Source organism: Pigmentiphaga sp. H8 (genome assembly GCF_003854895.1).
Taxonomy (GTDB): domain Bacteria; phylum Pseudomonadota; class Gammaproteobacteria; order Burkholderiales; family Burkholderiaceae_B; genus Pigmentiphaga.
This window is the reverse complement of record NZ_CP033966.1, coordinates 1957877-1980343: the sequence shown is the minus strand read 5'-3', so window position 1 is coordinate 1980343 and position 22467 is coordinate 1957877. Positions and strand designations below refer to the sequence as shown.

Genomic DNA, 22467 nt, shown 5'->3' with positions numbered 1-22467 from the left:
CGCGGCAAACGGGTGGAGGTTGCAACTTGACTCCATCTCCTACAATCGATCCGAGGCAATCTGTCCCATACTCGCTGGTGGTCGACCGCCCTCACTACAATGCCATATTTGGCAGGGACGGCGCTTCGCTCTTCCGGCGGAACCTGGTCACGTTGTCCATTGCCCTCATCCAGCGCCTCACGAACCTATTGATTGTTAATGAAAGAATCGGATACCAGCGCACACACGCCGATGATGCAGCAGTATCTCCGCCTGAAGGCCGAAGCCGGCCCTCTGCTGCTGTTCTACCGCATGGGCGATTTCTACGAGCTGTTCTACGACGATGCGGAAAAGGCCTCGCGGCTCCTGAACCTGACGTTGACCACCCGCGGCGCCTCCAATGGCGTGCCCATACGGATGGCGGGCGTGCCTTTCCACGCCGTCGAGCAGTACCTGGGCAGGCTGGTCAAGCTGGGCGAATCGGTCGCGATCTGCGAACAGATCGGCGACCCCGCCGCCTCGAAGGGACCGGTGGAACGCCGCATCGTCCGCATCGTGACGCCCGGCACGCTGACCGACGAGGCCCTGCTTCCGGCCAAGGCCGATCGCGCCGTTGCCGCGGTCCAGCCGGGCAACGGCAAGACAGGGCGCCTGGGCATCGCCTGGCTGAACCTGGCCAGCGGTGAATTCCGTTTGACCGAATGCGCGCCGGCCCTGCTGGCGAGCGAACTGCATCGCATCTCGCCGGCCGAAGTCATCCTGGCCGAGGGCCAGCCGCTGCCGGTCGATTTCAGCGCCCCCATCAGCCCGGTGCCGGTCTGGCATTTCGAGACCAGCGGCGCCCGCCAGCAATTGCTGAACCACTTCGGCACCGACTCGCTGGCCGGCTTCGACGTCGAGGACATGCCCGAGGCCATCTGCGCCGCGGGCGCGCTGCTGCGCTACGTTTCGAACACGCAGTCCCAGGCGCTGGCGCACGTGCAGCAACTGACCGCCGACCGCGCCAGCCAGTACGTGCTGCTCGACCCCGTCACGCGGCGCAACCTGGAACTGACCGAGACCCTGCGCGGCGAAGAGTCCCCCACGTTGTTCTCGGTGCTGGACCACTGCCAGACGCCCATGGGCAGCCGGCTGCTGCGCCGCTGGCTGCACCACCCCCTGCGCGACAACGATCCCGCCGCCGCCCGCCTGCGCGCCATCGAAACCTTGCTCGATGGCGGCGATCCGCGCCTGCTGCAGGATGCGCTGGCGCCGCTTCCCGATGTGGAGCGCATCTCCGCGCGCGTGGCCCTGCGCTCGGTGCGGCCGCGCGAACTGGCCAGCCTGCGCGACGCGCTGGCGCTGCTGCCCGGGTTGCACGCCATGGTGCTGCGCCTGGCCGGCGCGGGCTCGATGCTGTCGGCCGACACGCAGGCACGGCTGCCCGAACTGGCGGCCCAGCTCGCCCCCGACCCCGCCATCGGCGAATTGCTCGCGCGCGCCATCGCCGCCGAGCCCGGCGTCAACGTGCGCGACGGCGGCGTGCTGGCCGCCGGTTTCGATGCCGAACTGGACGAACTGCGCGCGCTGGAATCGCATAGCGGCGATTTCCTGGTGCAGCTGGAGAAGCGCGAGCGGGAACGCACGGGCATCGCCAATCTGCGCGTGGAGTTCAACCGGGTGCACGGCTTCTTCATCGAGGTCACGCGCGGCCAGACCGACAAGGTCCCCGACGACTACCGCCGCCGGCAGACGCTCAAGAACGCCGAACGCTACATCACGCCCGAACTCAAGACCTGGGAAGACAAGATCCTGTCCGCCCAGGACCGCGCGCTGGCGCGCGAGAAATGGCTGTACGAGCAGTTGCTGGATACCCTGGCGCCACACGTGCGCGCGCTGACCCGGACGGCCGCGGCGCTGGCCGAGATCGACGTGCTGGCCGCCCTCGCCTTCCATGCCCGCACCAACGACTGGGTCGCGCCCGAACTGCTGGACACGGCCGAGATCCAGATCGAACAGGGCCGCCATCCGGTGGTGGAGCGGGTCATCGAACGCTTCACGCCGAATGACTGCCGCCTGGCGCAGACCCGCCGCATGCTGCTGATCACCGGCCCCAACATGGGCGGTAAGTCGACCTACATGCGGCAGACCGCGCTGATCGTGCTGCTGGCGCGCATCGGCAGCTTCGTGCCGGCGCGGGCGGCGCGCATCGGCCGCATCGACCGCGTGTTCACCCGCATCGGCGCCGCCGACGACCTCGCGGGCGGACGCTCCACCTTCATGATGGAGATGATCGAGGCCGCCGCCATCCTCTCGTCCAGCACGTCCGACAGCCTGGTGCTGATGGACGAGATCGGCCGCGGCACCTCGACCTACGACGGCCTGGCGCTGGCCTGGGCGATCGCCTTCCAGCTCGTGTCGCAGAATCGCGCGCTGACCCTGTTCGCCACGCATTATTTCGAACTGACCCGCCTGCCCTCGGTACGCCCCGAAGTCGCCAACGTCCACCTGGCCGCGGCGGAATCGCACAAGGGCATCGTCTTCCTGCACGAGGTGCGCGAAGGCCCCGCCAGCCGCAGCTACGGGATCCAGGTCGCGCAGCGCGCGGGCATCCCCGCCGCGGTCGTGCGCATGGCGCGGCGCGAGCTGGAAAAGCTGGAGACGCAAGGCGCCCAGGTCCCGCAGATGGCGCTGTTCGCGCCGCCGCAGGACGGGGCCGCCGAAGCGCAGGAAATGGAGCAGGCGCGGGACCACGCCATGGAAGCCGTGCGGGACGCGCTGGACGGGATCGATCCGGACCGGCTCAGCCCGCGCGAGGCGCTGGACGAACTCTACCGGCTCAAGAACCTGGCCCTGCCACAATGACCACACCCGCGCCGCGCCCGCCTTCCTGGCCCCGCCTGCTGCTGGCGGCGGCGCTGGCGTGCGCGGCGATGGCGCCGGCGGCGGCCGCCACCACCAACGCCGAATCCGGCTATGCGGCCCGCCAGGGTTTCGCCTTCGCCCTGCTGGGCGGCGTGCCCGCGCACGACGGCGACGAGGCCGCCGTCGCCCAGATGCTGGCCCAGTTCGGCACCGAGACCGACCTGGCCATCCACACCGGCAACATCAAGGGACGCGACGAGCGCTGCGACGACAAGACCTATGCACGCCGGCACGCCCTGCTGAACGGCAGTCCGGTCCCGCTGGTGCTGGCCCCGGGCGAGAACGACTGGGCCGAGTGCGACCGCCTCGCCGCGGGGCAGTTCGGCCCCGTGGAGCGCCTGAACCGGTTGCGCGAATTGTTCTTCGATCCGGACGACTCGCTGGGCATGCTGAAACTGGACCTGCAGCGCCAGAGCGAGACCGCGCGTTTTCGCGGCTATCCCGAGAATGCGCGCTGGGAATACGGCGACGTGCTGTTCGTCACGCTGAACGTCCCGGGCAACCAGAACAATTACCGCACCGGCGCGGGACGCAACGGCGAATACGAGGAAAGGGTCCAGGCCGATGCCTCGTGGCTGCGGCAGGCCTTCGCGGCCGCCACGCGGCTCAAGGCCCGCGGCCTGGTCCTGGCCTTCTCCGCCGACCCGCACTTCGAAGGGCGGCACACCGTGGCCGGCGGCGTCGATCCGTATGCCGCGCTGAAGACGGACCTGGCCCGGCTGGCCGCCAAATATGCCGGCCAGGTGCTGGTCGTGCACGGCGGCGGCCCCTCGCCCGAGCGCGGCCGGTCGCGCCACGCCCTGGCGGACCATCCGCTCAAGTTCAACGGCAAGACGCTGCAGAACGTGGCGCGCGTCGCGATGCCCGCCGCGCCGGAACCCGCCCATTGGATCAAGGTGAACGTGGAGCCTGGCAACCGGGACGTCTTCCGGCTGGAAGGCATCAACACGGTGCTGCGTCCTCCGCAGCCCCGCTAATCAAACCGCCGGGCAAGGCAGCCCCGGCTTAATGCAGCGTGCCGGGATTGCGCCGGGCCTCGATCAGCGCGTCCAGGACATCGTCGCTTTCCTCATCGCTGTCGGCGTACCCCTGCTCGATTTCCTCCGGGTCGGCCCGGCGGACCTCCAGCAACTTGATGCGCACGCGCAGCGCCATGCCCGCATAGGGATGGTTGGCGTCGAGCACCACCTTGTCGTCGGTCAGGTCGGTAACCGAGAAGATCAACGCATTCTCGTCGCTGTCGCCGTCGTCGGGCTCGACCTCGGTATCCTCGTCGTCGCCCGGCACGCCTTCGAACTGCATGCCGACCTCGATCGGCTCCGGGAAGCGCGAACGCGGCTCGACCCGCAGCAGTTCCGGATCGTAGTCGCCGAACGCGTCGCTCGGCTCGAGATGGAAGGTCTGCTCGAAACCGGCGGTCTTGCCTTCCAGGCCGTCGTCCAGGCGGGGCAGCAGGCTGTCCAGCCCGCGATGGAGAAAGCTCACGGGGCCATCGCTGTCATCGAGCGCTTCCCCGTCCGTGCTCATGATCCAGAACTCGACCGTGACGACGGTATTCTCGCCGACGGCCAGGGCCGGATCGCTGTTGGAAGCGGTCATAATCTTGGTTTCCCGTATACGTTGGATGGCCTTTCATTCTACAGGCTGGCCCCGCCCCTCCCGGACCGAAGCATCCCCATGAATCCCGACCTCCCCACCCGCCTCCTGGGCGGCCTCTCGCCGTCCCAGTTCATGCAGCGCCACTGGCAGCGCAAGCCGCTGCTGATACGCGGCGCCTTCGAAAACTTCCGGCCGCCGATGTCCATCGCCCAGGTCAAGCGGCTGGCCCGCCGGGACGAGGTCGAATCCCGGCTGGTGTGGCGCGAGCAGGGCGCCTGGCAGATGGAGCGCGGCCCGTTCGGGCGGCTGCCCCCGGCGCGCGAACCGGAATGGACACTGCTGGTCCAGGGGGTGAACCTGCACGACGACGCGGCGGCCGACCTGATGGCGCGATTCCGCTTCGTTCCCGACGCGCGGCTGGACGATGTGATGATCAGCATCGCCACCGATCGCGGCGGCGTCGGTCCGCACTTCGACAGCTACGACGTCTTCCTTTTGCAAGCCAGCGGGCGCCGGCGCTGGCGCATCGGCCGCCAGCGCGACCTGGAACTGGACCCCGACGCGCCGCTCAAGGTGCTGCGCCGTTTCGAGCCCACCGAGGAATTCGTGCTGGAAGCGGGCGACATGCTGTACCTGCCGCCCGCCTACGCCCACGACGGCATCGCCGAGGGCGACGACTGCATGACGATCTCCATCGGTTTCCGCTCGCCATCGCTGGCCGAACTGGCGCGCGGCATGCTGGAATTCGCGTCCGAATCGCTGACCGAGCGCCTGCCGTCCGCGCTGCGCGGGCACTACAAGGATGCCGGCCAGCCCGCGGTGCGGCAGCCCGCCGCCCTGCCCGAGGCCATGGTCGAGGCCGCGCTGGCGGCCGTATCGGCGGTGAAGTTCGATGCGGCGCTGGCCGCGTGCCACCTGGGCCACTGGCTGACCGAACCCAAGCCGGAAGTGGTGTTCGACACGCCCGATCCCGCGGTGCTGCCAGACCTGGAGACGGACTGGCCGTCATCGGGGGAACTCGTGCTGGACCGCCGAACGCTGATGATCCACCGTGGCCGGATGCTGTTCATCAACGGCGAAAGGGCCGAGGTCGATGCGACCCCGGCCCTTCGCAGGCTGGCTGACCTGCGGCGCCTGGCGTGCGTCCCGGCAAGACCGGACGACGACGAACGCACGGCCCTGCAGGAATGGCTGGACGCCGGATGGCTACACTACCGCCCCTGACGCCGCGCCCTGCCGGCCTTGCTTACTTGCGCGCGGCCAGCGCGACGTTGATGCATTCCTCGTCCAGGTTACCGCCCGGCGCGCCGCCGACGCCGATCGCGCCGATGGTCTCGTTGCCGACCTTGATGGGCACGCCGCCCGCCAGGATCAGGAAGTCGCTGATCGCCACCAGTTGGCGCGCGCCGGGGTTGTTCTCGACGGCATTGGCGAGCGCCGAGGTGGGCGCGCGCATCGTCAGCGAGGTGTAGGCCTTGCGGCGCGAGGCGTCGGCGGTGTGCGGGCCCGACAAGTCGGAACGCAGCATGGCCAGCACGTTGCCGCCGCGGTCGACCACGGTGGCGGCGACCTGGTAGTTCTTGGCCGCGCAGGCTTGTACGGCGGCCTGGGCCAGCTCGGTGGCCTGGGACAGCGTCAGCGACGCGGGCGTTTGCGCGTAGGCGCTGGAACCGGCGCAGGCGGCCAGGACGAACAGGGTTTTGAGCAGACGGGACATCGTTTTTTCCTCCTGTGGAATCGACACCCGCAGTTTGCTCGCGGACGCGTCCGCCGCCCATCGTGCTCGCTACGCACCGGCATCCGTAGCCCTACGGATTCCCTCCCGCCCCCTGCTCCTGGCTCGCCTGTGCCAGGCGGGCGAACTCGACCACCGACGTGCTGCCTATCTTCTCGGAGATGTGGGCGCGATGGGTCTCGACGGTGCGCGGAGACAGCTCCAGCGCCGCGGCGATCTCCTTGGTCGCGTAGCCCTGCGCCACCAGCGCCAGCACCTGGCGCTCGCGCTCGGTCAGGCGCGCGAGCAGCGCGCGCTGCTCGTCCTGCTCGCGGTAGCGGGCCAGCGCGGCGAAGGCGGTGTTGACCGCCTCCATCAGCACGTGCTCGTCCACCGGCTTGCTCAGGAAGTCCACCGCGCCCGCCTTGAAGGCCCGCCGGCATGCCTGCATGTCGCCATGGCCGGTCAGCAGGACGATGGGCCAGCCGCAGCCCGATTCCTGGAGCTTCTGCTGCAATTGCAGCCCGGTGATGGCGGGCATGCGCAGGTCCAGCACGATGCAGCCCGGCTCCAGCTCCGGCTGGCGGGACAGGAAATCCAGCGGGTGGGCGAAGGTTTCCACACGCAGGCCATACGTGGACAGCAGCAGCGCCACCGCGTCGCGCACGGCTCGGTCGTCATCGACCAGGTAGACGGGAGGTTGAAAGGTCACGCCATGGGCTCCTGTGAGGTTCGCCGGCCGCCGGCCAGCGGCAGCAGCACGGTGAACCGCGCGCCGCCCTCTGGCCGGTTGGCGGCCGAGATGCTGCCGTCGAAATGGTGGACGATGCTTTCGCAGATGGCCAGCCCCAGCCCCATGCCGTCCTCCTTGTCGGAACGGAAGGGCTCGAAGACGTGCGCCAGCATGTCGGACGCGACTCCCGGGCCATCGTCGTCGACCACGATGCGCGCCATGCCGTCGGCCTGGCCGAGGCGCAGGACGATGCGCCGGCGTTCCTCGGGCACCGCCGCCAGGGCGTCGGCGGCATTGCGGATCAGGTTGTGCATGACCTGCCCCGCCTGCACCCGGTCCACCCACGCGACGGGCGGCGGCACGGTCACGTCCGTTTCGAGGCGCACGCCGCGGGCCGACAGGTCCGCCCCCATCAGCGCCACCATGTCGGCGGCGACTTCGCCCAGGTCGCAAGCCTGCGCCGCGGGCGGATCCGCGCCGACGTAGGCGCGCATGCGGGCCAGGATGTCCGCGGCCCGGCGGGCCTGCTGCACGTTGGACTCCAGCACGCGGCGCATGGCGTCGGGCTCGGCAGCGGGCAGGCCGGCCAGGCGCAGCGCCGCCTGGCTCTGGCTCAGCAGCGCGGTCAGCGGCTGGTTCAGTTCGTGCGCGATGCCCGAGGCCATTTCCCCCATCGCGTTGACCCGCGCCGCATGCGCCAGGGTGGCTTCCTGCTTGCTGAGCCGCCCCGCCTGCCGAGCCCGCTCGGCCTCGCCCCGAGCCTGCACGGCGCGGCGCCGCTGCACGGCCAGCAGCGCCGCCAGCGCCAGCAGGGCCAGGGACACCAGCACCAACAACGCCAGCGGCCTACCCAGCGCCAGATCGCTCCATCCCGGATGCCGGGACAGGCGCAGCATGATGGGTTGGCCGGCGTTCTCCAGCATACGCACCGCTGCCATGGCGGGCGGGTGCAGCCCCTTCTCCGGCGCAGCCGCGCCGTGGTCGACCCGGGCCGCGGCCCCGTCCAGGCGCAGGGCCAGCCGCGTCCCCATGGGCAATTCGTCGGCGGCCACCAGCTCCGCCAGATCCACGGTCAGCACCAGCGCCAGCCGGCCCACGGCGGGCGGCAATCGCTTGACCAGCAGATAGCGGGACTGGCCCGGCTCCGGCACCGTGCTGACCGGCCGCCCGGGCTGGGCCGTCGCGATCACCGGACCCAGGTGCTGCGGTTCCAGGGGCGGGAGGCCCGGCCGGCGGCTGGAGACCAGCGTGCGCCAGCCGGCCTGGGACGAGGTGTTTTCCCAGCCGATCAGGTCCACTCCTTCGATGCGCGGATAGAACGCGCGGATCGCGCCCGCCACCTGCCCGATCTCGTCGAGCAGGATGCGATCGGATCGCTGCGCCAGCGCCGCCATGCTGGTCAGGTGGGCGTCATGCTGCGCGATGCGCTGCGAGACGAGGCCGGCCACGGCGTCGGCCGCACCGTCCAGGTCCGCGCGCAGCCTGTCCAGGGCCTGGCGGTACAGCACGACGGCGCCGGCCAGGACCAGCACCAGCCAGGCCCCCGCCAGAACGGCGGCCATCGCGGATTGACGTTTCATCATGGATGCAGATAGTACCGGCAGGCGCCCCGCAGCGCCCGTCCCGGCGCGCCGGGATATTCCCGTGCGGGCGGACGTATCGAAACCAGGCGATTTATAATTCGCTCCATGGCGATATTCTTCGCCCATACCGTTTTCTCGTCATGGACCTCGACGCCACCATCAAGGCACTGGCGCATCCAGCGCGGCGCGACATCCTGCAATGGCTTAAGGAGCCGGAACGCCATTTCGCCGGGCAGGAACACCCGCTCGACGTCGGTGTCTGCGCCGGCATGTTCGAATGCTGCGGCCTGTCCCAGTCGACCGTGTCCGCCCACCTGGCCACCCTGCAGCGCGCCGGCCTCGTCACGACCCGGCGCATCGGGCAGTGGGTGTTCTACAAGCGCAATGAAGAAGCCATTGCCCAACTGGTCGAACAGCTCCGGAAGCTCTGACTTTCCTGGGAATTTCCCACGGGAAACGAGCCGGAATGTGCGTCAAAAACCACAAACCGAAACCCTTGCGCACATTATTGACCAATCGGATACACAAATTGCTTACGCAAATCTTACTTCCAGCCTCCACCATGGAAAATACCTAGAGACGCTGCTAGAATTTACCCGTGCTCGAATAACGGCAGACACAGCAGCCTTGTTTGGGTAAGAACGGGAAATAGCGCTATTTCTGGTTTGTGTTTTGTGTATTTACGACTGACACCTCAAAGGAAAAGAGATCATGAAGAAGACCCTGCTCCTGGCCTCGCTGCTGGCAATCGCTCTGTCGGCTTGCGGCAAGAAGGAAGAAGCTGTTCCGGCCCCGACCGAATCGACTCCTCCGGCCGTCACCACCCCGGCTGAGCCCGCGCCCGCCCCGGCCGAGCCCGCTGCTCCGGCTCCCGCCGAGCCCGCGGCTCCCGCCGACCAGGCCCCTGCCGCCCCGGCCCCCGCCCAGCAGTAAGTCGAACGTGGAGCCCGGCCGGCATCCGCCGGCCCCGGGTTTCCACCCATCGATGGCCGCCTCGCGCGGCAAAAAAACCCCGATATCCGGGGTTTTTTTTATGGCTTCAGGGCCACCCAATCGAATCCGGTGTCCTGGTCGGCCACCCCGATTTTCTCGGATGGCCATCCCAATATCGGCGCGAGCGCCGCTCGCGCCAGTTCCGGCACATTGTTTTGCTTGCTGAGATGAGCCGCGTGCAGGTATTTCAGGCGCGACCGGTCCACCATGCGCAAGATCTCCGCCGCCGCCGTGTTGGAAAGATGTCCGTAGCGGCCGGCTATCCGGTACTTCAGCGAAACGGGGTAATCGCTACGCGCCAGCATGTCCGGACAGTGGTTGCATTCGAGCACCAACGCATCGCAGCCGGACAGCGTCCGGTGGACATGCGGCGTGCCCTCGCCCAGGTCCGTCACCACACCTAGCCGCCACTGGCCGTCGTCCAGCACGTACTGCACCGGCTCGCGGGCATCGTGGGGCACCGGGAAGGGCTGCACGCGCAGGCCGCCTATGGAAAAGGCGGTGTGGCTGTCGCAGCAGACGGCGGTCATGCCTTCGGGGATGCGGGCAGCCACGGCGGCGCGCGTGCCGGTGGTCAGATGCACGGGAATGCCATGGCGGCGAGCCAGGCGGAATACACCGCCGATATGGTCGCCGTGCTCGTGCGTGACCAGGATGCCGTTCAGGGATGAGGGCTCGATGCCACGGCCGAGCAGGCGCCTTTCGATCTCTTTCAGCCCGAACCCGCAGTCGATCATGACGCGGGTGACCGACAGCCCTTCGCTGGCCTCGACAACCAGGGCATTGCCCTCGCTGCCGCTGCCAAGACTCGTATAGCGCATGGAGCCCACCTAGGAAGTCCACCCCCGGGCGGCCTTCGGCCGCTCCCCCTCAAGGGGGCGGCGCTGGCGGACCGGCAAAGCCGGATCCGCTGCGCCCTGGATCAGCAGGCACACATGGCCAATCCCAGCCATTACTTCAGCTGGTTGGACAGGACGTTCAGGATGCGACGGCCGGTGGCGGTGTTCTCGGGCGCGCCCTGCGCGTTCAGCACGGTAACCTGGGTCCGGTCGTTGGACGTGACCAGTTTCACGCGGTACTGCGGACGGGTCTCGGGCTTGTCGCTGCCACGGCCGAACAGGCGGCCGAAGAAGCCCGGCTTGCTCTCGGTGCTGGCCGCGTCGGTATCGACGTAGCGCACGTAGTAGACGCCCTCGGCGCGGTTGCGGTCCTCGACCGTGAAGCCGCCGCGGTCCAGGGCCAGGCCCACACGGCGCCACGCACGATCGAACGGTTCGGCGATCTGCAGCGCGCCGGTATCGCCCGAGCCGGTCACCAGTTGCGGCGCCGCGCCCGGGGTCACCGGCGTGGCATTGGCCACCGCTGCCTTGGCCCGGTCGAAATCGGAGCCCAGACGAATCATCAGGCGGCTCAGCATTTCGGCTTCCAGGCCCGGGTCGTTGGGACGCGTGGTCCAGGTGGTCTGGCTCTTCTCGGCGCCGGTCAGCACCTCGACCGCGCCGCGATGGCTGATGTAGATCTCGGTGCTGTTGCCCACGCGCTCGAGGCGGGTGCGGAACATGTCGCGTTCGCCGGTGGACCACAGCGAATCGAAGACCTTGCCGATGGTGTTGCGGATGAAGTCCTGCGGGATCTTGGCCCGGTTCTCGGCCCAGTCGGTTTCCATCACGCCGGCCTGGGGCAGGTCTTCGCGCATCAGGAAGCCCAGGTCCTGCCAGAACTGGCGCACCACGGGGTAGAGCTGCTCGGGCGACCGATCGATCACCACCAGCCAGCGCTGGTCGCCGTCGCGTTCGACACGCATGTCCGAACGCTCGGGCAGCACGTTGCTGGCGGCCGGCTTGGTTTCAGGCTGGACCGTCGAGTAGCTGGAGAAGGTCGTGGTCGAGGGCGCCGGCGGCGTCGACCCGGAAGAAGTCTGGGAGGGAACCTGGAACCGGTTGTCGGTGGGAAGCTGAGTCAGGTCGGGAGGCACTTCCAGCTTGGCCGAAGCCGGCTTGGATGCGCTCTTGTAGTCGACGGACTCTTCCTTGCCCAGCAGCTGGTTGACGCTGCTGCAGCCCGCGAACAGCGCGGACAAGGAAATCAGCACCGGCAGGACGGCCAGGCGCGGCAAATTCATACGAACTGCATTCATTGATGGGTAACTCCTGAAGCCACCGCCAGCCCATGTTGGGTCCGGCGGGTCATGTCGGGGCAAAACATGGGGGGCGTGTGGGGTTCAGATTTCGACGCCGGCCGCCCTGAGCGCCTCGCGCACCACAGCGTGATGCTGCGCGCCGAGTTCGGTCATGGGCAGGCGGTATCCCAGCGCCATGCGTCCCATCTGGGCCAGGGCCCACTTGACGGGGATGGGGTTGGGTTCGACGAAGAGGTTGCGGTTCAGCAGCGCCATGCGCTGGTTGATCTTCGCGGCCAGGCGGGCATCGCCGGCCACCGCCGCCACGCACAGCTCATGCATCAGGCGGGGCGTGACGTTGGCGGTGACGGAGATGTTACCCCGGGCGCCCAACAGCATCAGCGCTGCCGCGGTGGGGTCATCGCCGCTGTAGACCGCGAAATGGTCGGGCACCTGGCCGAGCAGCAGCGCGCCGCGGCCGATGTCGCCGGTGGCGTCCTTCAGCCCGACGATGCCGGGTACCTGCGCCAGGCGCACCGTGGTCTCGCCGGCCATGTCGCAGCCGGTGCGTCCCGGTACGTTGTACAGGATCATCGGCAGGTCGACCGCCTCGGCAATGGTCTTGAAATGCCGGTACAGGCCTTCCTGCGTGGGGCGATTGTAGTAAGGCACCACGGACAGGCCGGCGTCGGCGCCGACTTTCTTGGCGGCCTCGGTCAGCTCGATGGCTTCCGCCGTGGAGTTGGCGCCGGTACCGGCGATGACCGGTGCGCGGCCCGCCACGTGCTGGACGGCGAAGCGGATCAGTTCGACATGCTCGTCCACCGACACGGTGGGCGATTCGCCCGTCGTGCCCACCACCACGAAGCCATCGGTGCCCTCAGCCAGGTGCCAGTCGAGCAAGGCCCGGAAGGCCTCGAAATCGAGCTTCCCGTCCGGCTGCATCGGAGTGACGATTGCGACGATGCTGCCTTCAATAGGAGTGCGAGATGTGGTTGCCATACGCTGCCAGGGTGGCCCGAAACGGGACGAAAAGGAAGAAAATCAATGGAGTATACCGCCTGTAGAGGCTCGCTCCTACGCGCCGCGCGCGCCTCCCAGGAAACCGCGGATCCGGCTCCGCCGGTCCGCCGGTTTCGCCCCCTGGGGGGCGCGCGAAGCGCGTAGGGGGGATCAAATAAACAATCGGACGATGGCGTCGCCCAGGGCCAGCATGGGTTGGACCAGGAAGCCCAGCATGCCGGTCATCAGCAGCACGATCAGGATCATCATGCCATAGGGTTCGATCTTGGAATATTTCCAGGCCAGGTCGTGCGGCAGCAGGCTGAAGACGATGCGGCCGCCATCCAGCGGGGGGATGGGCAGCAGGTTCAGGGCCATCAACATCAGATTGACCTGCACGCCCGCCACCGCCATGGCGACGAAAAAGGTCTCGTTCACGCCGGACTGGACCATGAGCTTGAGCCCCACCGCCCAGATGATGGCCATGACGAGGTTGATGCCGGGGCCGGCGGCGGCCACCCACAGCATGTCCTGCTTGGGCCGGCGCAGGCGGCCGAAATCGACGGGCACGGGCTTGGCCCAGCCGAACAGCAGGCCCGCCCCGCCCAGCAGCTTGCTGGTCAGCAGGATGAAGGCCGGCACCAGCAGGGTGCCGATCGGATCGATGTGCTTGATCGGATTGAGCGTCACGCGTCCGGCCTGGGTGGCCGTATCGTCCCCGAACATGCGCGCCACGTATCCGTGGGCGGCCTCGTGCAGGGTAATGGCGAAGATCAACGGGATCGCATAGACCGCGATTGTCTGAATGATGGAATCCATCGCGGCATTGTAGCGGCAGAGCATGGCCGCCCGGCGACGGCCGCGCGCATTTTCGGCCCGGGATTTACGCCGCGACGCCCAGGGTGCCGGGATCGCCGCGGCCGCGGCGCACGACCTCCGGCTCGGCGCCGGTCAGGTCTATTACGGTGGTCGGTTCGCGCGGACAGGCGCCGCCGTCGACCACCGCCGCCAACTCATGTTCGTAGCGCTCGCGGATCTGCTCGGCGTCGTTGAGCGGCTCGTCCTCGTTGGCGGGAATCAGCGTGCTGGACAGCAGCGGCGCGCCCATTTCCTCGAGCAGGCTGAGCGCGATCGGGTGATCCGGCACGCGTATGCCTATGGTCTTGCGCGAAGGGTGGGACAGCCGGCGCGGCACCTCCCGCGTGGCCTCGAGAATGAAGGTCCAGGGCCCCGGCGTGGCGGCCTTCAGCAGTCGGTACTGCTGGTTGTCGACGTGGGCGAACTGGCCGATCTCGGCCAGGTCCCGGCACAGCACGGTCAGGTGATGTCGTTCGTCCACGCCGCGCAGGCGCCGCAGCGCCTCGGCCGCGTGCTTGTCGTCCAGCGGCGCCACGAGGGCGTAGCTGGAGTCGGTGGGTATGGCCACCAATCCACCGGCCCGGATCAGCTGGACCGCCTGCTTGAGCAGGCGCATCTGGGGATTCTGAGGATGAACGGAGAAAAACTGTGCCACGACTACGCCTCGCAAACATCGACCAGTCCGGAAACCGTCCGGAAACCTTGCCGCCGGCCGCTTACTCGGCGGCCAGCGTACGCAATTCGGCGGCCAGCTTGGCCAGCGCGGCATCGCGGCCCGCGGCATCGGCAAAACCTGAACCACGCGCGACCACCGCTCCGTCCAGATCCAGCACGTAGGACTCCCCTTCCGCCCGCAGCGCCTGGGCCGGATCGGCCAGCGCGCGCAGCCGCTTGATGACGGCGCCGGCCGCCTGGGCATCGGCATGCGACTCGGACAGCAACAGGTCCTGGCCGTCGGCCGCCAGGAAGCGGAAGCGGAAGCGGCCGTCGTCGTCGCGGAAGCTGACGAAGCGGGCCTGCTTGCCGGCCTTCTTCTTCGCGGACTGCGCGGGGGACGACGACGCACGCGGGGCATCCAGCCCCACCGCGGCCCGCAACTCGGCCAGGAAGGGCTCGCCGATGGCACGCGCCTTGCGCGCGCCTTCCAGCAGGATGTCCTCGATGTCGTCGGGACGGGCCATCAGCGTGTCGTAGCGTTCGCGCATCGGGCCGACTTCGCTCTCGATGCGTTCGTACAGCGCCTGCTTGGCGTCGCCCCAGCCCAGGCCCTCTTCCAGCGAACGCCGGAACGCGGCGGTCTCGCCATCGGCGGCGAAGGCCCGGTAGATCGTGTAGAGCTGCGAATTGTCCGGATCCTTGGGTTCGCCCGGCAGGCGCGAATCGGTCACGATGCGGCCGATGGCCTCGCGCAGGTGCTTGGCGCCGCCCTCGAACAGGGGAATGGTGTTGTTGTAGCTCTTGGACATCTTGCGTCCGTCCAGGCCCGGCAAGGTGGCCACGGCCTCGTCGATCTGCACTTCGGGCAGCACGAACAGTTCGCGGCCGCCGCCGTACAGGTGGCTGAACCGCTGGGCGATGTCGCGCGCCATCTCGATGTGCTGGATCTGGTCGCGGCCCACCGGCACGCGATGGGCATTGAACAGCAGGATGTCGGCTGCCATCAGCACCGGATACGAGAACAGCCCCATCGTGACGCCGGCGTCCGGGTCCTCGTTGTCGGCCACGTTCTGGTCCACCGCGGCCTTGTAGGCATGGGCCCGGTTCATCAGGCCCTTGGCGGTGACGCAGGTCAGCAGCCAGCACAGCTGGGGGATCTCGGGCAGGTCGGACTGCCGGTAGAAGGTGACGCGCTTGGGGTCGAGCCCGGCGGCCAGCCAGGTCGCGGCGATCTGCAGGCGCGAGCGCTGCAGGCGGACGGGATCCTCGCACTTGATGAGCGCGTGGTAGTCGGCCATGAAGAAGAAGGCATCGTTGTCGTCGTTGCGGCTCGCCTGGATGGCGGGGCGGATGGCGCCCACGTAGTTGCCCAGGTGGGGCGTGCCGGAGGTGGTGATGCCGGTGAGGATGCGGGTTCTCATGGGTCGGAGCGCGACAAGCGGAAAGATGGAACGTAGAGCCGCAGTGTACCTCCCGGGCGCGGGAGCGTCCGGGCATGGCGGATAATGGCGGATTGCGTTTTTATGTTCCCGGGACCGCCATGTCTTCGACCACGTTCACGCTGACGAACGAGTTTGTACCGTTGTGCGATTTGCTCAAGCTTACGGGGCTTGCCGACTCGGGAGGGGCGGGGAAGGCGCTGGTTGCGGCGGGGATGGTGAAGGTGGATGGGAAGGTGGAGTTGCGCAAGACCTGCAAGATACGGGCCGGGCAGGTGGTGGAAATGGAAGGGGCGCGGATCCTGGTCCAGGGCTGATTGCAGCGCCTGGACCGCCCCGCTTCACCCGCTCAGTGCGCCTGTTCCCACGTGTAGCCCGTGCCCACCTCGGCCACCAGCGGCACCTTCAGCTCGGCCACGTTGCACATCATCTCGGGCAGGCGATGGGCGACGATTTCGCTTTCCTCGCGCGGGACTTCCAGGACCAGTTCGTCGTGCACCTGCATGACCAGGCGCGCGCCCAACTGGTCGGCGTCCAGCCAGTCCTGCACGGCGACCATGGCCATCTTGATGAGGTCGGCTGCGGTGCCCTGCATGGGAGCGTTGATGGCGGCGCGTTCGGCGGCCTGGCGGCGGGGGCCGCTGCCGCCCCGGATCTCGGGTAGCCACAGGCGGCGGCCGAAGACGGTTTCGACATAGCCTTGTTCGCGCGCCTGTTCGCGCGTGCCGTCCATGTAGCGCGCCACGCCGGGGTAGCGGGCGAAATAGCGGTCGATGTAGTGCTTGGCCGCGTCGCGCGTGATGCCGAGGTTGCTGGCCAGGCCGAACGCGCTCATGCCGTAGATCAGGCCGAAGTTGATGACCTTGGCGTAGCGGCGCTGTTCGGCGTTGACGGCATCGGGCTGGACGCCGAAGATCTCGGCCGCGGTGGCGCGGTGGATGTCCTCGCCGCGAGCGAAGGCCGACAGCAGGTTTTCGTCGCCGGAGATGTGGGCCATGATGCGCAGTTCGATCTGCGAGTAGTCGGCCGACATGATCAGGTTGCCCGGATCGGCCACGAAGGCCTCGCGCACGCGCCGGCCCTCGGGCGTGCGTACCGGGATGTTCTGCAGGTTGGGATCGCTGGAGGCCAGCCGGCCCGTGACCACCGCCGCCTGGGCATAGCTGGTGTGCACGCGCCGGGTCCGGGCGTTGATCATCTTGGGCAGCTTGTCGGTGTAGGTGGACTTGAGCTTGGCCAGGCCGCGGTAGCTCAGCAGCGCCTGCGGCAGCGGGTAGTCCTCGGCCAGCTTGCTCAGCACGTCCTCGTCGGTGGAAGGCGCGCCGCCCGCGGTCTTCTTGACCACCGGCAGCTGCAGCTTGCCGAACAGGATCTCGCCCAGTTGCTTGGGCGAGTTCAGGTTGAAGGGCTGCCCCGCCAGTTCGTAGGCACGCTGTTCGAGCACCAGCAGTTCCTGGCCGATGGCATGGCTCTGGCGGGCCAGTTCCTCGGGGTCGATGCGCACGCCGTTGCGCTCGATGACGGTCAGCACGCGCGACACGGGCAGCTCGATGGCATAGATGCGCGCCAGGCCGGCGTCGGCCTCGATGCGCGGATACAGCGTGGCATGCAGCTGGAGCGTGTAGTCGACGTCCTCGCAGGCGTACTGGGTGGCCACGTCGATGGCGACCTCGTCGAAGCAGAGCTGGTTGACGCCCTTGCCGCACACGTCCACGAAGGACAGGCCCTTGCGGCCCAGCCAGCGCTGCGACAGGTCGTCCAATGACACGCTGCGATGCGACTCCAGCACGTAGGCTTCGAGCATGGTGTCGTGCGCGACGCCGCGCAGCGTGACGCCGGCGTTGGCGAAGACGTGCGTGTCGTACTTGGCGTTGTGCAGCAGCTTGGGGGCCTGGGCGTTCTCCAGCCAGGGGGCCAGGCGCGCCAGCACTTCGTCCTTGGGCAATTGTTCGCCTGCGTCCGGGTGCCGGTGGGTCAGCGGGATGTAGCAGGCCTCGCCCGGCTTGACGGCGATGGACAGCCCCACCAGCCGGGCGTCCATTTCCACCAGCGAGTCGGTCTCGGTATCCAGCGCGACCAGCGGCGCCGCCTGGATGGCGGCCAGCCAGCGCTCGAAGGCGGCCCAGTCGCTGATCGTCTCGTAGTTCACCGTTTCCGGCGCGGCCGGGGCGTCGCCCTGCACGCGCGAATCGCCCTCGGGAATGCGGGACTCGTCGCCCGTCAGCTCGCGCAGCCAGGTGCGAAAGCCGTAGCGTTCGTACATGACCTCGAGCTTCGCGCGGTCGACCTCGCGCAGGGTCAGCGCATCCAGGCCGGGAATGTGGGCGCTCAGGTCGCAATCGGTGCGGATGGTGATCAGGGAACGCGTCAGCTCGAAATTCGGGATCGCCGTGCGCAGGTTCGCGCCCGCCACGCCCTTGACGGTCTCGGCCTGCGCCACCAGGTCTTCCAGCGTGCCATACTGGGCGAGCCACTTGGCCGCCGTCTTGGGCCCGACCTTCTCCACGCCGGGCACGTTGTCGACCGAGTCGCCGATCAGCATCAGGTAGTCCACGATGCGCTCGGGCGGCACGCCGAATTTCTTCAGCACGCCCTCGGCATCCAGCGTCTCGGAGGTCATGGTGTTGACCAGCGTCACGTGGTCGTTGACCAGTTGCGCCATGTCCTTGTCGCCGGTCGACACCACGCTGTGTATGCCCTGCCCCGCCGCCTGGAGGGCCAGCGTGCCGATGACGTCGTCGGCCTCGATCCCCTCGATGGCGAAGACCGGCCAGCCCTGGGCGCGGATGGCCTCGACGATGGGCCCGACCTGGCGCGCCAGGTCTTCCGGCATGCTGGCGCGGGTGGCCTTGTACTCGGGATAGAGGTCGTCGCGGAAGGTCTTGCCCGGCGCATCGAAAATGCAGGCGAGGTAGTCTGCCTTATGATCGTTCAGTGCGCGGCGCAGCATGTTCAGCACGCCGTACAGCGCCCCGGTCGGCTCTCCTTGCGCGTTGCGCAGGTCCGGCAGGGCGTGGTATGCGCGATAGAGATAGCTGGACCCGTCCACCAACAGCAACGTCTTGATCATGATCAAACACAGAGAAATCGAAATAGGCAAGGAAACCCACGACGGCGCTCAGGACAGCGCCCACGACAGCGGAAACGTCCCGAAGAAGTCCGGACGCATCCCCGGCCTGCGGGACGTGGTGAGCGTGGAGCGTGCCACCGCCACCAAGGCGCGCGAGTCATGGCATGTGCTGGGGATTATGTCAGAGTTCTTCGAGGCGTCCGAACGCCTTGCGCAGATCCGGCCGGCGGTCAGCATCTTCGGCAGCGCCCGCATCCCCGCCGACGACCCTCGCTACGAAATGGCCGAGCTGATCGCCCGCAAGCTGTCCGAGGCGGGTTTCTCCGTTATTTCGGGCGGCGGCCCCGGCATCATGGAGGCGGCCAACAAGGGCGCCTACGAGGGCCCCAGCCCCAGCGTCGGGCTGAACATCGAGCTGCCCCACGAGCAGTCGAACAACGCCTACCAGAACATCAGCCTGTTCTTCCGCCATTTCTTCCCGCGCAAGGTGGCCTTCGTCAAGTTCACTTCGGCCTACGTGGTGCTGCCGGGCGGCTATGGCACGCTGGACGAACTGTTCGAGGCGCTGACACTGGTGCAGACAAACAAAAGCCGGAAGATGCCCATCATCCTGGTCGGCTCCGAATACTGGCGGGGCCTGGTCGACTGGATCCGCGCCCAGCCGCTGGCGCAGGGGCTGATCTCGCCCGACGATCCCGACCTGCTGCAGGTGATCGACGACCCCCAGGCCATCGTCGATGCCATTTTCGATTTCTACCAGCACGAGGGCTTCACCCAGTCCCCGGGCGAGCGCGAGCGGCTGCTGAACCTGTAGCGTCCACGACGGACGGGCCGGGGGCGGGGGCGATGACGCTAGAATGCGGGTAATCGTCGATACCCGCCCTCACCCCCCGCTTATCCATGGCCGTCTTCACCCCCGTCACCGAAACGGATGCCCGCGCTCTGCTTGCCGACTATTCGCTGGGCGAGTTGCGCGCCCTGCGCGGCATCCCTTCCGGCATCGAAAACACCAACTATTTCCTTACGACCAGCCAGGGCGAATACGTGCTGACCCTGTTCGAGCGCCTGACGCGCGAACAGTTGCCGTTCTACATCGACCTGATGACGCACCTGGCCGAACACGGGATTCCCGTCCCCCACCCCCAGGCGACGCACGACGCACGCCGGCTGGCCGAGTTGAACGGCAAGCCCTGCACCATCGCCACCCTGCTGCCGGGCAAGTGCGAGATGTCGCCCCTGCCCGCCCATTGCGAACAGGTCGGCGCCACGCTGGCCCGCATGCACCTGGCCGGGCGCGACTTCCCGGCGATGCAGCCCAACCTGCTCGGGCTGGACTGGTGGCGCGAGACCGCGCCCGTCGTCACCCCCTACCTGGACCCGGCCGCCGCCGCCCTGCTGCGCGACGAAGTGGAGGTCCAGACGGCGTTCGCCCAGACCGACGCCTGCCGCGCGCTGCCGCGGGGCCCGGCGCACTGCGACCTGTTCCGCGACAACGTCCTGTTCGCCGGCACGCGCGAAGCGCCGGTACTGGGCGGCTTCATCGATTTCTACTTCGCCGGCTGCGACACCTGGCTGTTCGATCTGGCGGTCTGCGTCAACGACTGGTGCATAACCCACGCCAGCGGCGAATTCCGGCCCGAGCTTGCCCAGGCGATGCTAGGCGCCTATGACCAGGTGCGGCCGCTGACCGATGGCGAACGCGACGCGTGGCGCACCATACTGCGATCAGCCGCGCTGCGTTTCTGGATGTCCCGGCTGCGCGACTTCCACCTGCCGCGCCCGGCGCAAACCCTGACGCCGCACGACCCCACCCATTTCGAACGCATCCTGCGCCTGCGGCGCGACGGCGATATTTTTCCGCTTCCCTGAGCCATGACACATCTTTCCTACCGGCACGCGCCGACGAGGACCCACGCACGCATCCCGCATCCGCAGGAGGGCCGCTGATGCAAGCCGCCTCCCTGGCTCCCCGCGCCGGCTGGCAATGGGTGCGCGACGGACTCGCCCTGTTTCGACTGCAGCCCATGGCGATGTTCACCTGGGCCCTGACCGTGGGTTTCATGGTCCTGGTGGCCAGCATCCTCGCCCCCATCGGCCCCCTGCTGTTCGTGGTCGGCATGCCGGCGATCACGGTCATGACCCTGGAGGCCTGCCGCGCCATCGAACAGGGCCGCACGGTGCTGCCCTTGCGCCTGTTCCTGGTGCTCAAGGCGCCGGGCCTGTTCAAGAAGCTGCTGGCGATGGGCGCCCTGTACGTGGCCGCCGTGCTGGTCGGGGGCCTGGTCGCCTTCCTGCCTTTCGCCGATGGCCTGAGCGAAGCGATGTCCGGCCTGTCGTCGGACGACGTCGGCGGCGTGCTGGCCGCCATGCGCGCGCCCATCGCCCTGTTCGGCATCCTCTACGTCATCATCGCGGGATTGTTCTGGCACGCGCCGGCGCTGGTGGCCTGGCACCGGCTGGGCATCCGCAAGGCCCTGTTTTTTTCCGGCATCGCCTGCTGGCGCAACAAGGGGGCATTCCTGATGTACGGCGCGACCTGGCTGCTCGTGGTCCTGGCCCTGGAACTGGGCGGCGGCCTGCTCGAAACCGTCGGTTTGTCGCCGACGGTTTCCGGGCTGATTCAAATGCCTTTCAATTTCGTCGCCGCCGCGGTGCTGTATTGCAGTTTCTATCCTACTTACACCAGCGTATTCGGAGCGCCCCCCGCACCCGGTTTCGGCAATGGTTCGTGAGGGATTTCACGGGCGATTTTCTCAGTGAAAACCCGGGACTTCGCCCACAGCGCCGGCATTTTCCGGTTCAATCCGGCAAACGCGGTTGACGGGTCCAAAGATAGCCCGTATAACGGCGGGGCATGATTTTCAAGAGTACGAGTTGCTGCACAAAATCGCTTACCACTGCGGTACGGTTGTTCATGGTCTCCATCCTTGATTGTCTTGCTTACATTCGTTTGGTTTTTTCATTTCAAGGATAAACACCATGGAAACCGGTACCGTCAAATGGTTCAACGACGCCAAGGGTTTTGGCTTCATCACGGCTGACTCGGGCGGCGACGACCTGTTCGCCCACTTCTCCGAAATCCGTGTCGACGGATTCAAGACCCTGCAGGAAAACCAGAAGGTTCGTTTCGAAGTCACCGTCGGCCCCAAGGGTCGCCAGGCTTCCAACATCCAGCCTGTATAAGCTATAATCAGCTTATCCGCCAAAACCCCCGCTTGCGGGGGTTTTTTGTTTTTGCCTGGAAGACAAGCTCCTGCCAGGAGCCACCCCCGGGAAGCCTCCCAAGCTTCCACGACACGGCAAACCCAAACCCCAGGCGGCAGCCACTACGCCCCGGCCTCGCAACGGCTCCGGCGTTTCACCGCGAACTTCCCCGTCATCGCTGGCGCCTCGCGCCACCTTGCCGCATGCCATGGCCCCGCCGTGGCCGAAGCTCGCATTTATGCATTCGCATGTACAGGAGGAATTGACCATGGCGAATAAGGAAGAACTGATCGAAATGGAAGGCATCGTTGCCGAGGTGCTGCCCGCGACCAGCTTTCGCGTCACGCTGGAAAACGGCATGGAGGTTGCCGCCTACGCATCCGGAAAGATGCGCAAGCACCGCATCCGTATCCTGGCCGGTGACCGCGTCACGATGGAACTGTCTCCGTACGACCTGACCAAGGGACGCATCAGCTTCCGGCACAAGGACGGCCCGTCGCCCGCGCCCGGCCTGCGCCGCCCCCAGCGCCGTAACTGACCTGCTGCGGCAGGCGTTCCGCTACAAGATTTGGGCGGACCTGCCCACCCACAACGCCGTCGGCCGCCAGGGCTG

Annotated in this window: 22 protein-coding genes; 11 read left to right on the top strand and 11 right to left on the bottom strand. The window is 67.7% G+C overall.

Annotation, left to right across the window (positions count from 1 at the left end):
• The first annotated feature begins 231 nt into the window (after positions 1 to 231).
• Positions 232 to 2823, top strand: a complete 2592-nt coding sequence (gene mutS, locus EGT29_RS09360) for a DNA mismatch repair protein MutS (RefSeq protein WP_124692280.1) — start codon at positions 232 to 234, stop codon at positions 2821 to 2823.
• Complete coding sequence (locus EGT29_RS09355) at positions 2820 to 3860, top strand: hypothetical protein (RefSeq protein ID WP_124688768.1); 1041 nt, start codon at positions 2820 to 2822, stop codon at positions 3858 to 3860. The genes mutS and EGT29_RS09355 overlap by 4 nt, the downstream gene beginning before the upstream one ends.
• Positions 3861 to 3888: 28 nt before the next feature.
• On the opposite strand, the gene EGT29_RS09350 is transcribed toward EGT29_RS09355, so the two are convergent.
• A complete protein-coding gene (locus EGT29_RS09350; RefSeq protein WP_370283024.1) occupies positions 3889 to 4455 on the bottom strand; it encodes a peptidylprolyl isomerase in 567 nt (188 codons plus the stop codon).
• 105 nt (positions 4456 to 4560) lie between these two features.
• Between EGT29_RS09350 and EGT29_RS09345 the strand changes: the two genes are divergently transcribed.
• Positions 4561 to 5706: a cupin domain-containing protein gene (locus EGT29_RS09345; protein WP_124688766.1), complete on the top strand. Its 1146-nt coding sequence runs from the start codon at positions 4561 to 4563 to the stop codon at positions 5704 to 5706.
• Between the two features lie 22 nt (positions 5707 to 5728).
• Here the strand turns inward: EGT29_RS09345 and EGT29_RS09340 are convergent, their stop codons facing one another.
• The 3 genes from EGT29_RS09340 to EGT29_RS09330 all read right to left on the bottom strand — a co-directional run bounded on the left by EGT29_RS09340 (position 5729) and on the right by EGT29_RS09330 (position 8509).
• Positions 5729 to 6199, bottom strand: coding sequence for a heme-binding protein (locus EGT29_RS09340; protein ID WP_124688765.1), 471 nt, complete (start codon positions 6197 to 6199; stop codon positions 5729 to 5731).
• 91 nt (positions 6200 to 6290) lie between these two features.
• Positions 6291 to 6908 carry a response regulator transcription factor gene (locus tag EGT29_RS09335; protein WP_124688764.1) on the bottom strand — a complete coding sequence of 206 codons (618 nt, stop codon included), beginning with the start codon at positions 6906 to 6908 and terminating at the stop codon, positions 6291 to 6293.
• Positions 6905 to 8509, bottom strand: coding sequence for a sensor histidine kinase (locus tag EGT29_RS09330; protein ID WP_124688763.1), 1605 nt, complete (start codon positions 8507 to 8509; stop codon positions 6905 to 6907). Before EGT29_RS09330 ends, EGT29_RS09335 begins: the two co-directional genes overlap by 4 nt.
• A gap of 143 nt (positions 8510 to 8652) precedes the next feature.
• Between EGT29_RS09330 and EGT29_RS09325 the strand changes: the two genes are divergently transcribed.
• Positions 8653 to 8943, top strand: coding sequence for a helix-turn-helix transcriptional regulator (locus EGT29_RS09325; RefSeq protein WP_124688762.1), 291 nt, complete (start codon positions 8653 to 8655; stop codon positions 8941 to 8943).
• 280 nt (positions 8944 to 9223) lie between these two features.
• Complete coding sequence (locus tag EGT29_RS28445; RefSeq protein WP_124688761.1) at positions 9224 to 9445, top strand: hypothetical protein; 222 nt, start codon at positions 9224 to 9226, stop codon at positions 9443 to 9445.
• A 98-nt stretch (positions 9446 to 9543) separates the two neighbouring features.
• Here the strand turns inward: EGT29_RS28445 and EGT29_RS09315 are convergent, their stop codons facing one another.
• The 6 genes from EGT29_RS09315 to EGT29_RS09290 form a co-directional block, all read right to left on the bottom strand.
• Positions 9544 to 10326: an MBL fold metallo-hydrolase gene (locus EGT29_RS09315; protein WP_124688760.1), complete on the bottom strand. Its 783-nt coding sequence runs from the start codon at positions 10324 to 10326 to the stop codon at positions 9544 to 9546.
• Positions 10327 to 10457: 131 nt separating this feature from the next.
• Complete coding sequence (gene bamC, locus EGT29_RS09310) at positions 10458 to 11642, bottom strand: outer membrane protein assembly factor BamC (RefSeq protein ID WP_238160339.1); 1185 nt, start codon at positions 11640 to 11642, stop codon at positions 10458 to 10460.
• Positions 11643 to 11726: 84 nt separating this feature from the next.
• Positions 11727 to 12626: a 4-hydroxy-tetrahydrodipicolinate synthase gene (gene dapA / locus EGT29_RS09305; protein ID WP_124688758.1), complete on the bottom strand. Its 900-nt coding sequence runs from the start codon at positions 12624 to 12626 to the stop codon at positions 11727 to 11729.
• 171 nt (positions 12627 to 12797) lie between these two features.
• Positions 12798 to 13445: a site-2 protease family protein gene (locus tag EGT29_RS09300; protein WP_124688757.1), complete on the bottom strand. Its 648-nt coding sequence runs from the start codon at positions 13443 to 13445 to the stop codon at positions 12798 to 12800.
• Between the two features lie 64 nt (positions 13446 to 13509).
• Positions 13510 to 14139 carry an L-threonylcarbamoyladenylate synthase gene (locus EGT29_RS09295; protein WP_124688756.1) on the bottom strand — a complete coding sequence of 210 codons (630 nt, stop codon included), beginning with the start codon at positions 14137 to 14139 and terminating at the stop codon, positions 13510 to 13512.
• 61 nt (positions 14140 to 14200) lie between these two features.
• Positions 14201 to 15562 carry a tryptophan--tRNA ligase gene (locus EGT29_RS09290; protein WP_124688755.1) on the bottom strand — a complete coding sequence of 454 codons (1362 nt, stop codon included), beginning with the start codon at positions 15560 to 15562 and terminating at the stop codon, positions 14201 to 14203.
• Between the two features lie 119 nt (positions 15563 to 15681).
• On the opposite strand from EGT29_RS09290, the gene EGT29_RS09285 reads away from it, so the two are divergent.
• Positions 15682 to 15897 (top strand): RNA-binding S4 domain-containing protein, encoded by a 216-nt coding sequence (locus tag EGT29_RS09285; RefSeq protein ID WP_124688754.1) that lies wholly within the window; start codon positions 15682 to 15684, stop codon positions 15895 to 15897.
• A gap of 32 nt (positions 15898 to 15929) precedes the next feature.
• On the opposite strand, the gene polA is transcribed toward EGT29_RS09285, so the two are convergent.
• Positions 15930 to 18650, bottom strand: a complete 2721-nt coding sequence (polA, locus tag EGT29_RS09280) for a DNA polymerase I (protein WP_124688753.1) — start codon at positions 18648 to 18650, stop codon at positions 15930 to 15932.
• Here polA and EGT29_RS09275 point away from each other — a divergent pair.
• The 5 genes from EGT29_RS09275 (at position 18649) to infA (ending at position 22392) form a co-directional block, all read left to right on the top strand.
• Positions 18649 to 19464, top strand: a complete 816-nt coding sequence (locus EGT29_RS09275; RefSeq protein ID WP_124688752.1) for a TIGR00730 family Rossman fold protein — start codon at positions 18649 to 18651, stop codon at positions 19462 to 19464. The genes polA and EGT29_RS09275 overlap by 2 nt on opposite strands.
• Before the next feature lie 86 nt (positions 19465 to 19550).
• The gene (locus EGT29_RS09270; RefSeq protein ID WP_124688751.1) at positions 19551 to 20519 is read left to right on the top strand and encodes a homoserine kinase; all 969 of its coding nucleotides are present in this window, start codon (positions 19551 to 19553) and stop codon (positions 20517 to 20519) included.
• Between the two features lie 77 nt (positions 20520 to 20596).
• Entirely contained in the window at positions 20597 to 21382 is a 786-nt protein-coding gene (locus EGT29_RS09265; RefSeq protein WP_124688750.1) for a BPSS1780 family membrane protein, read from the top strand.
• Between the two features lie 247 nt (positions 21383 to 21629).
• Positions 21630 to 21833, top strand: a complete 204-nt coding sequence (locus tag EGT29_RS09260; protein WP_087841797.1) for a cold-shock protein — start codon at positions 21630 to 21632, stop codon at positions 21831 to 21833.
• A 289-nt stretch (positions 21834 to 22122) separates the two neighbouring features.
• Positions 22123 to 22392, top strand: coding sequence for a translation initiation factor IF-1 (gene infA, locus EGT29_RS09255; protein WP_124688749.1), 270 nt, complete (start codon positions 22123 to 22125; stop codon positions 22390 to 22392).
• Positions 22393 to 22467 lie beyond the last annotated feature (75 nt).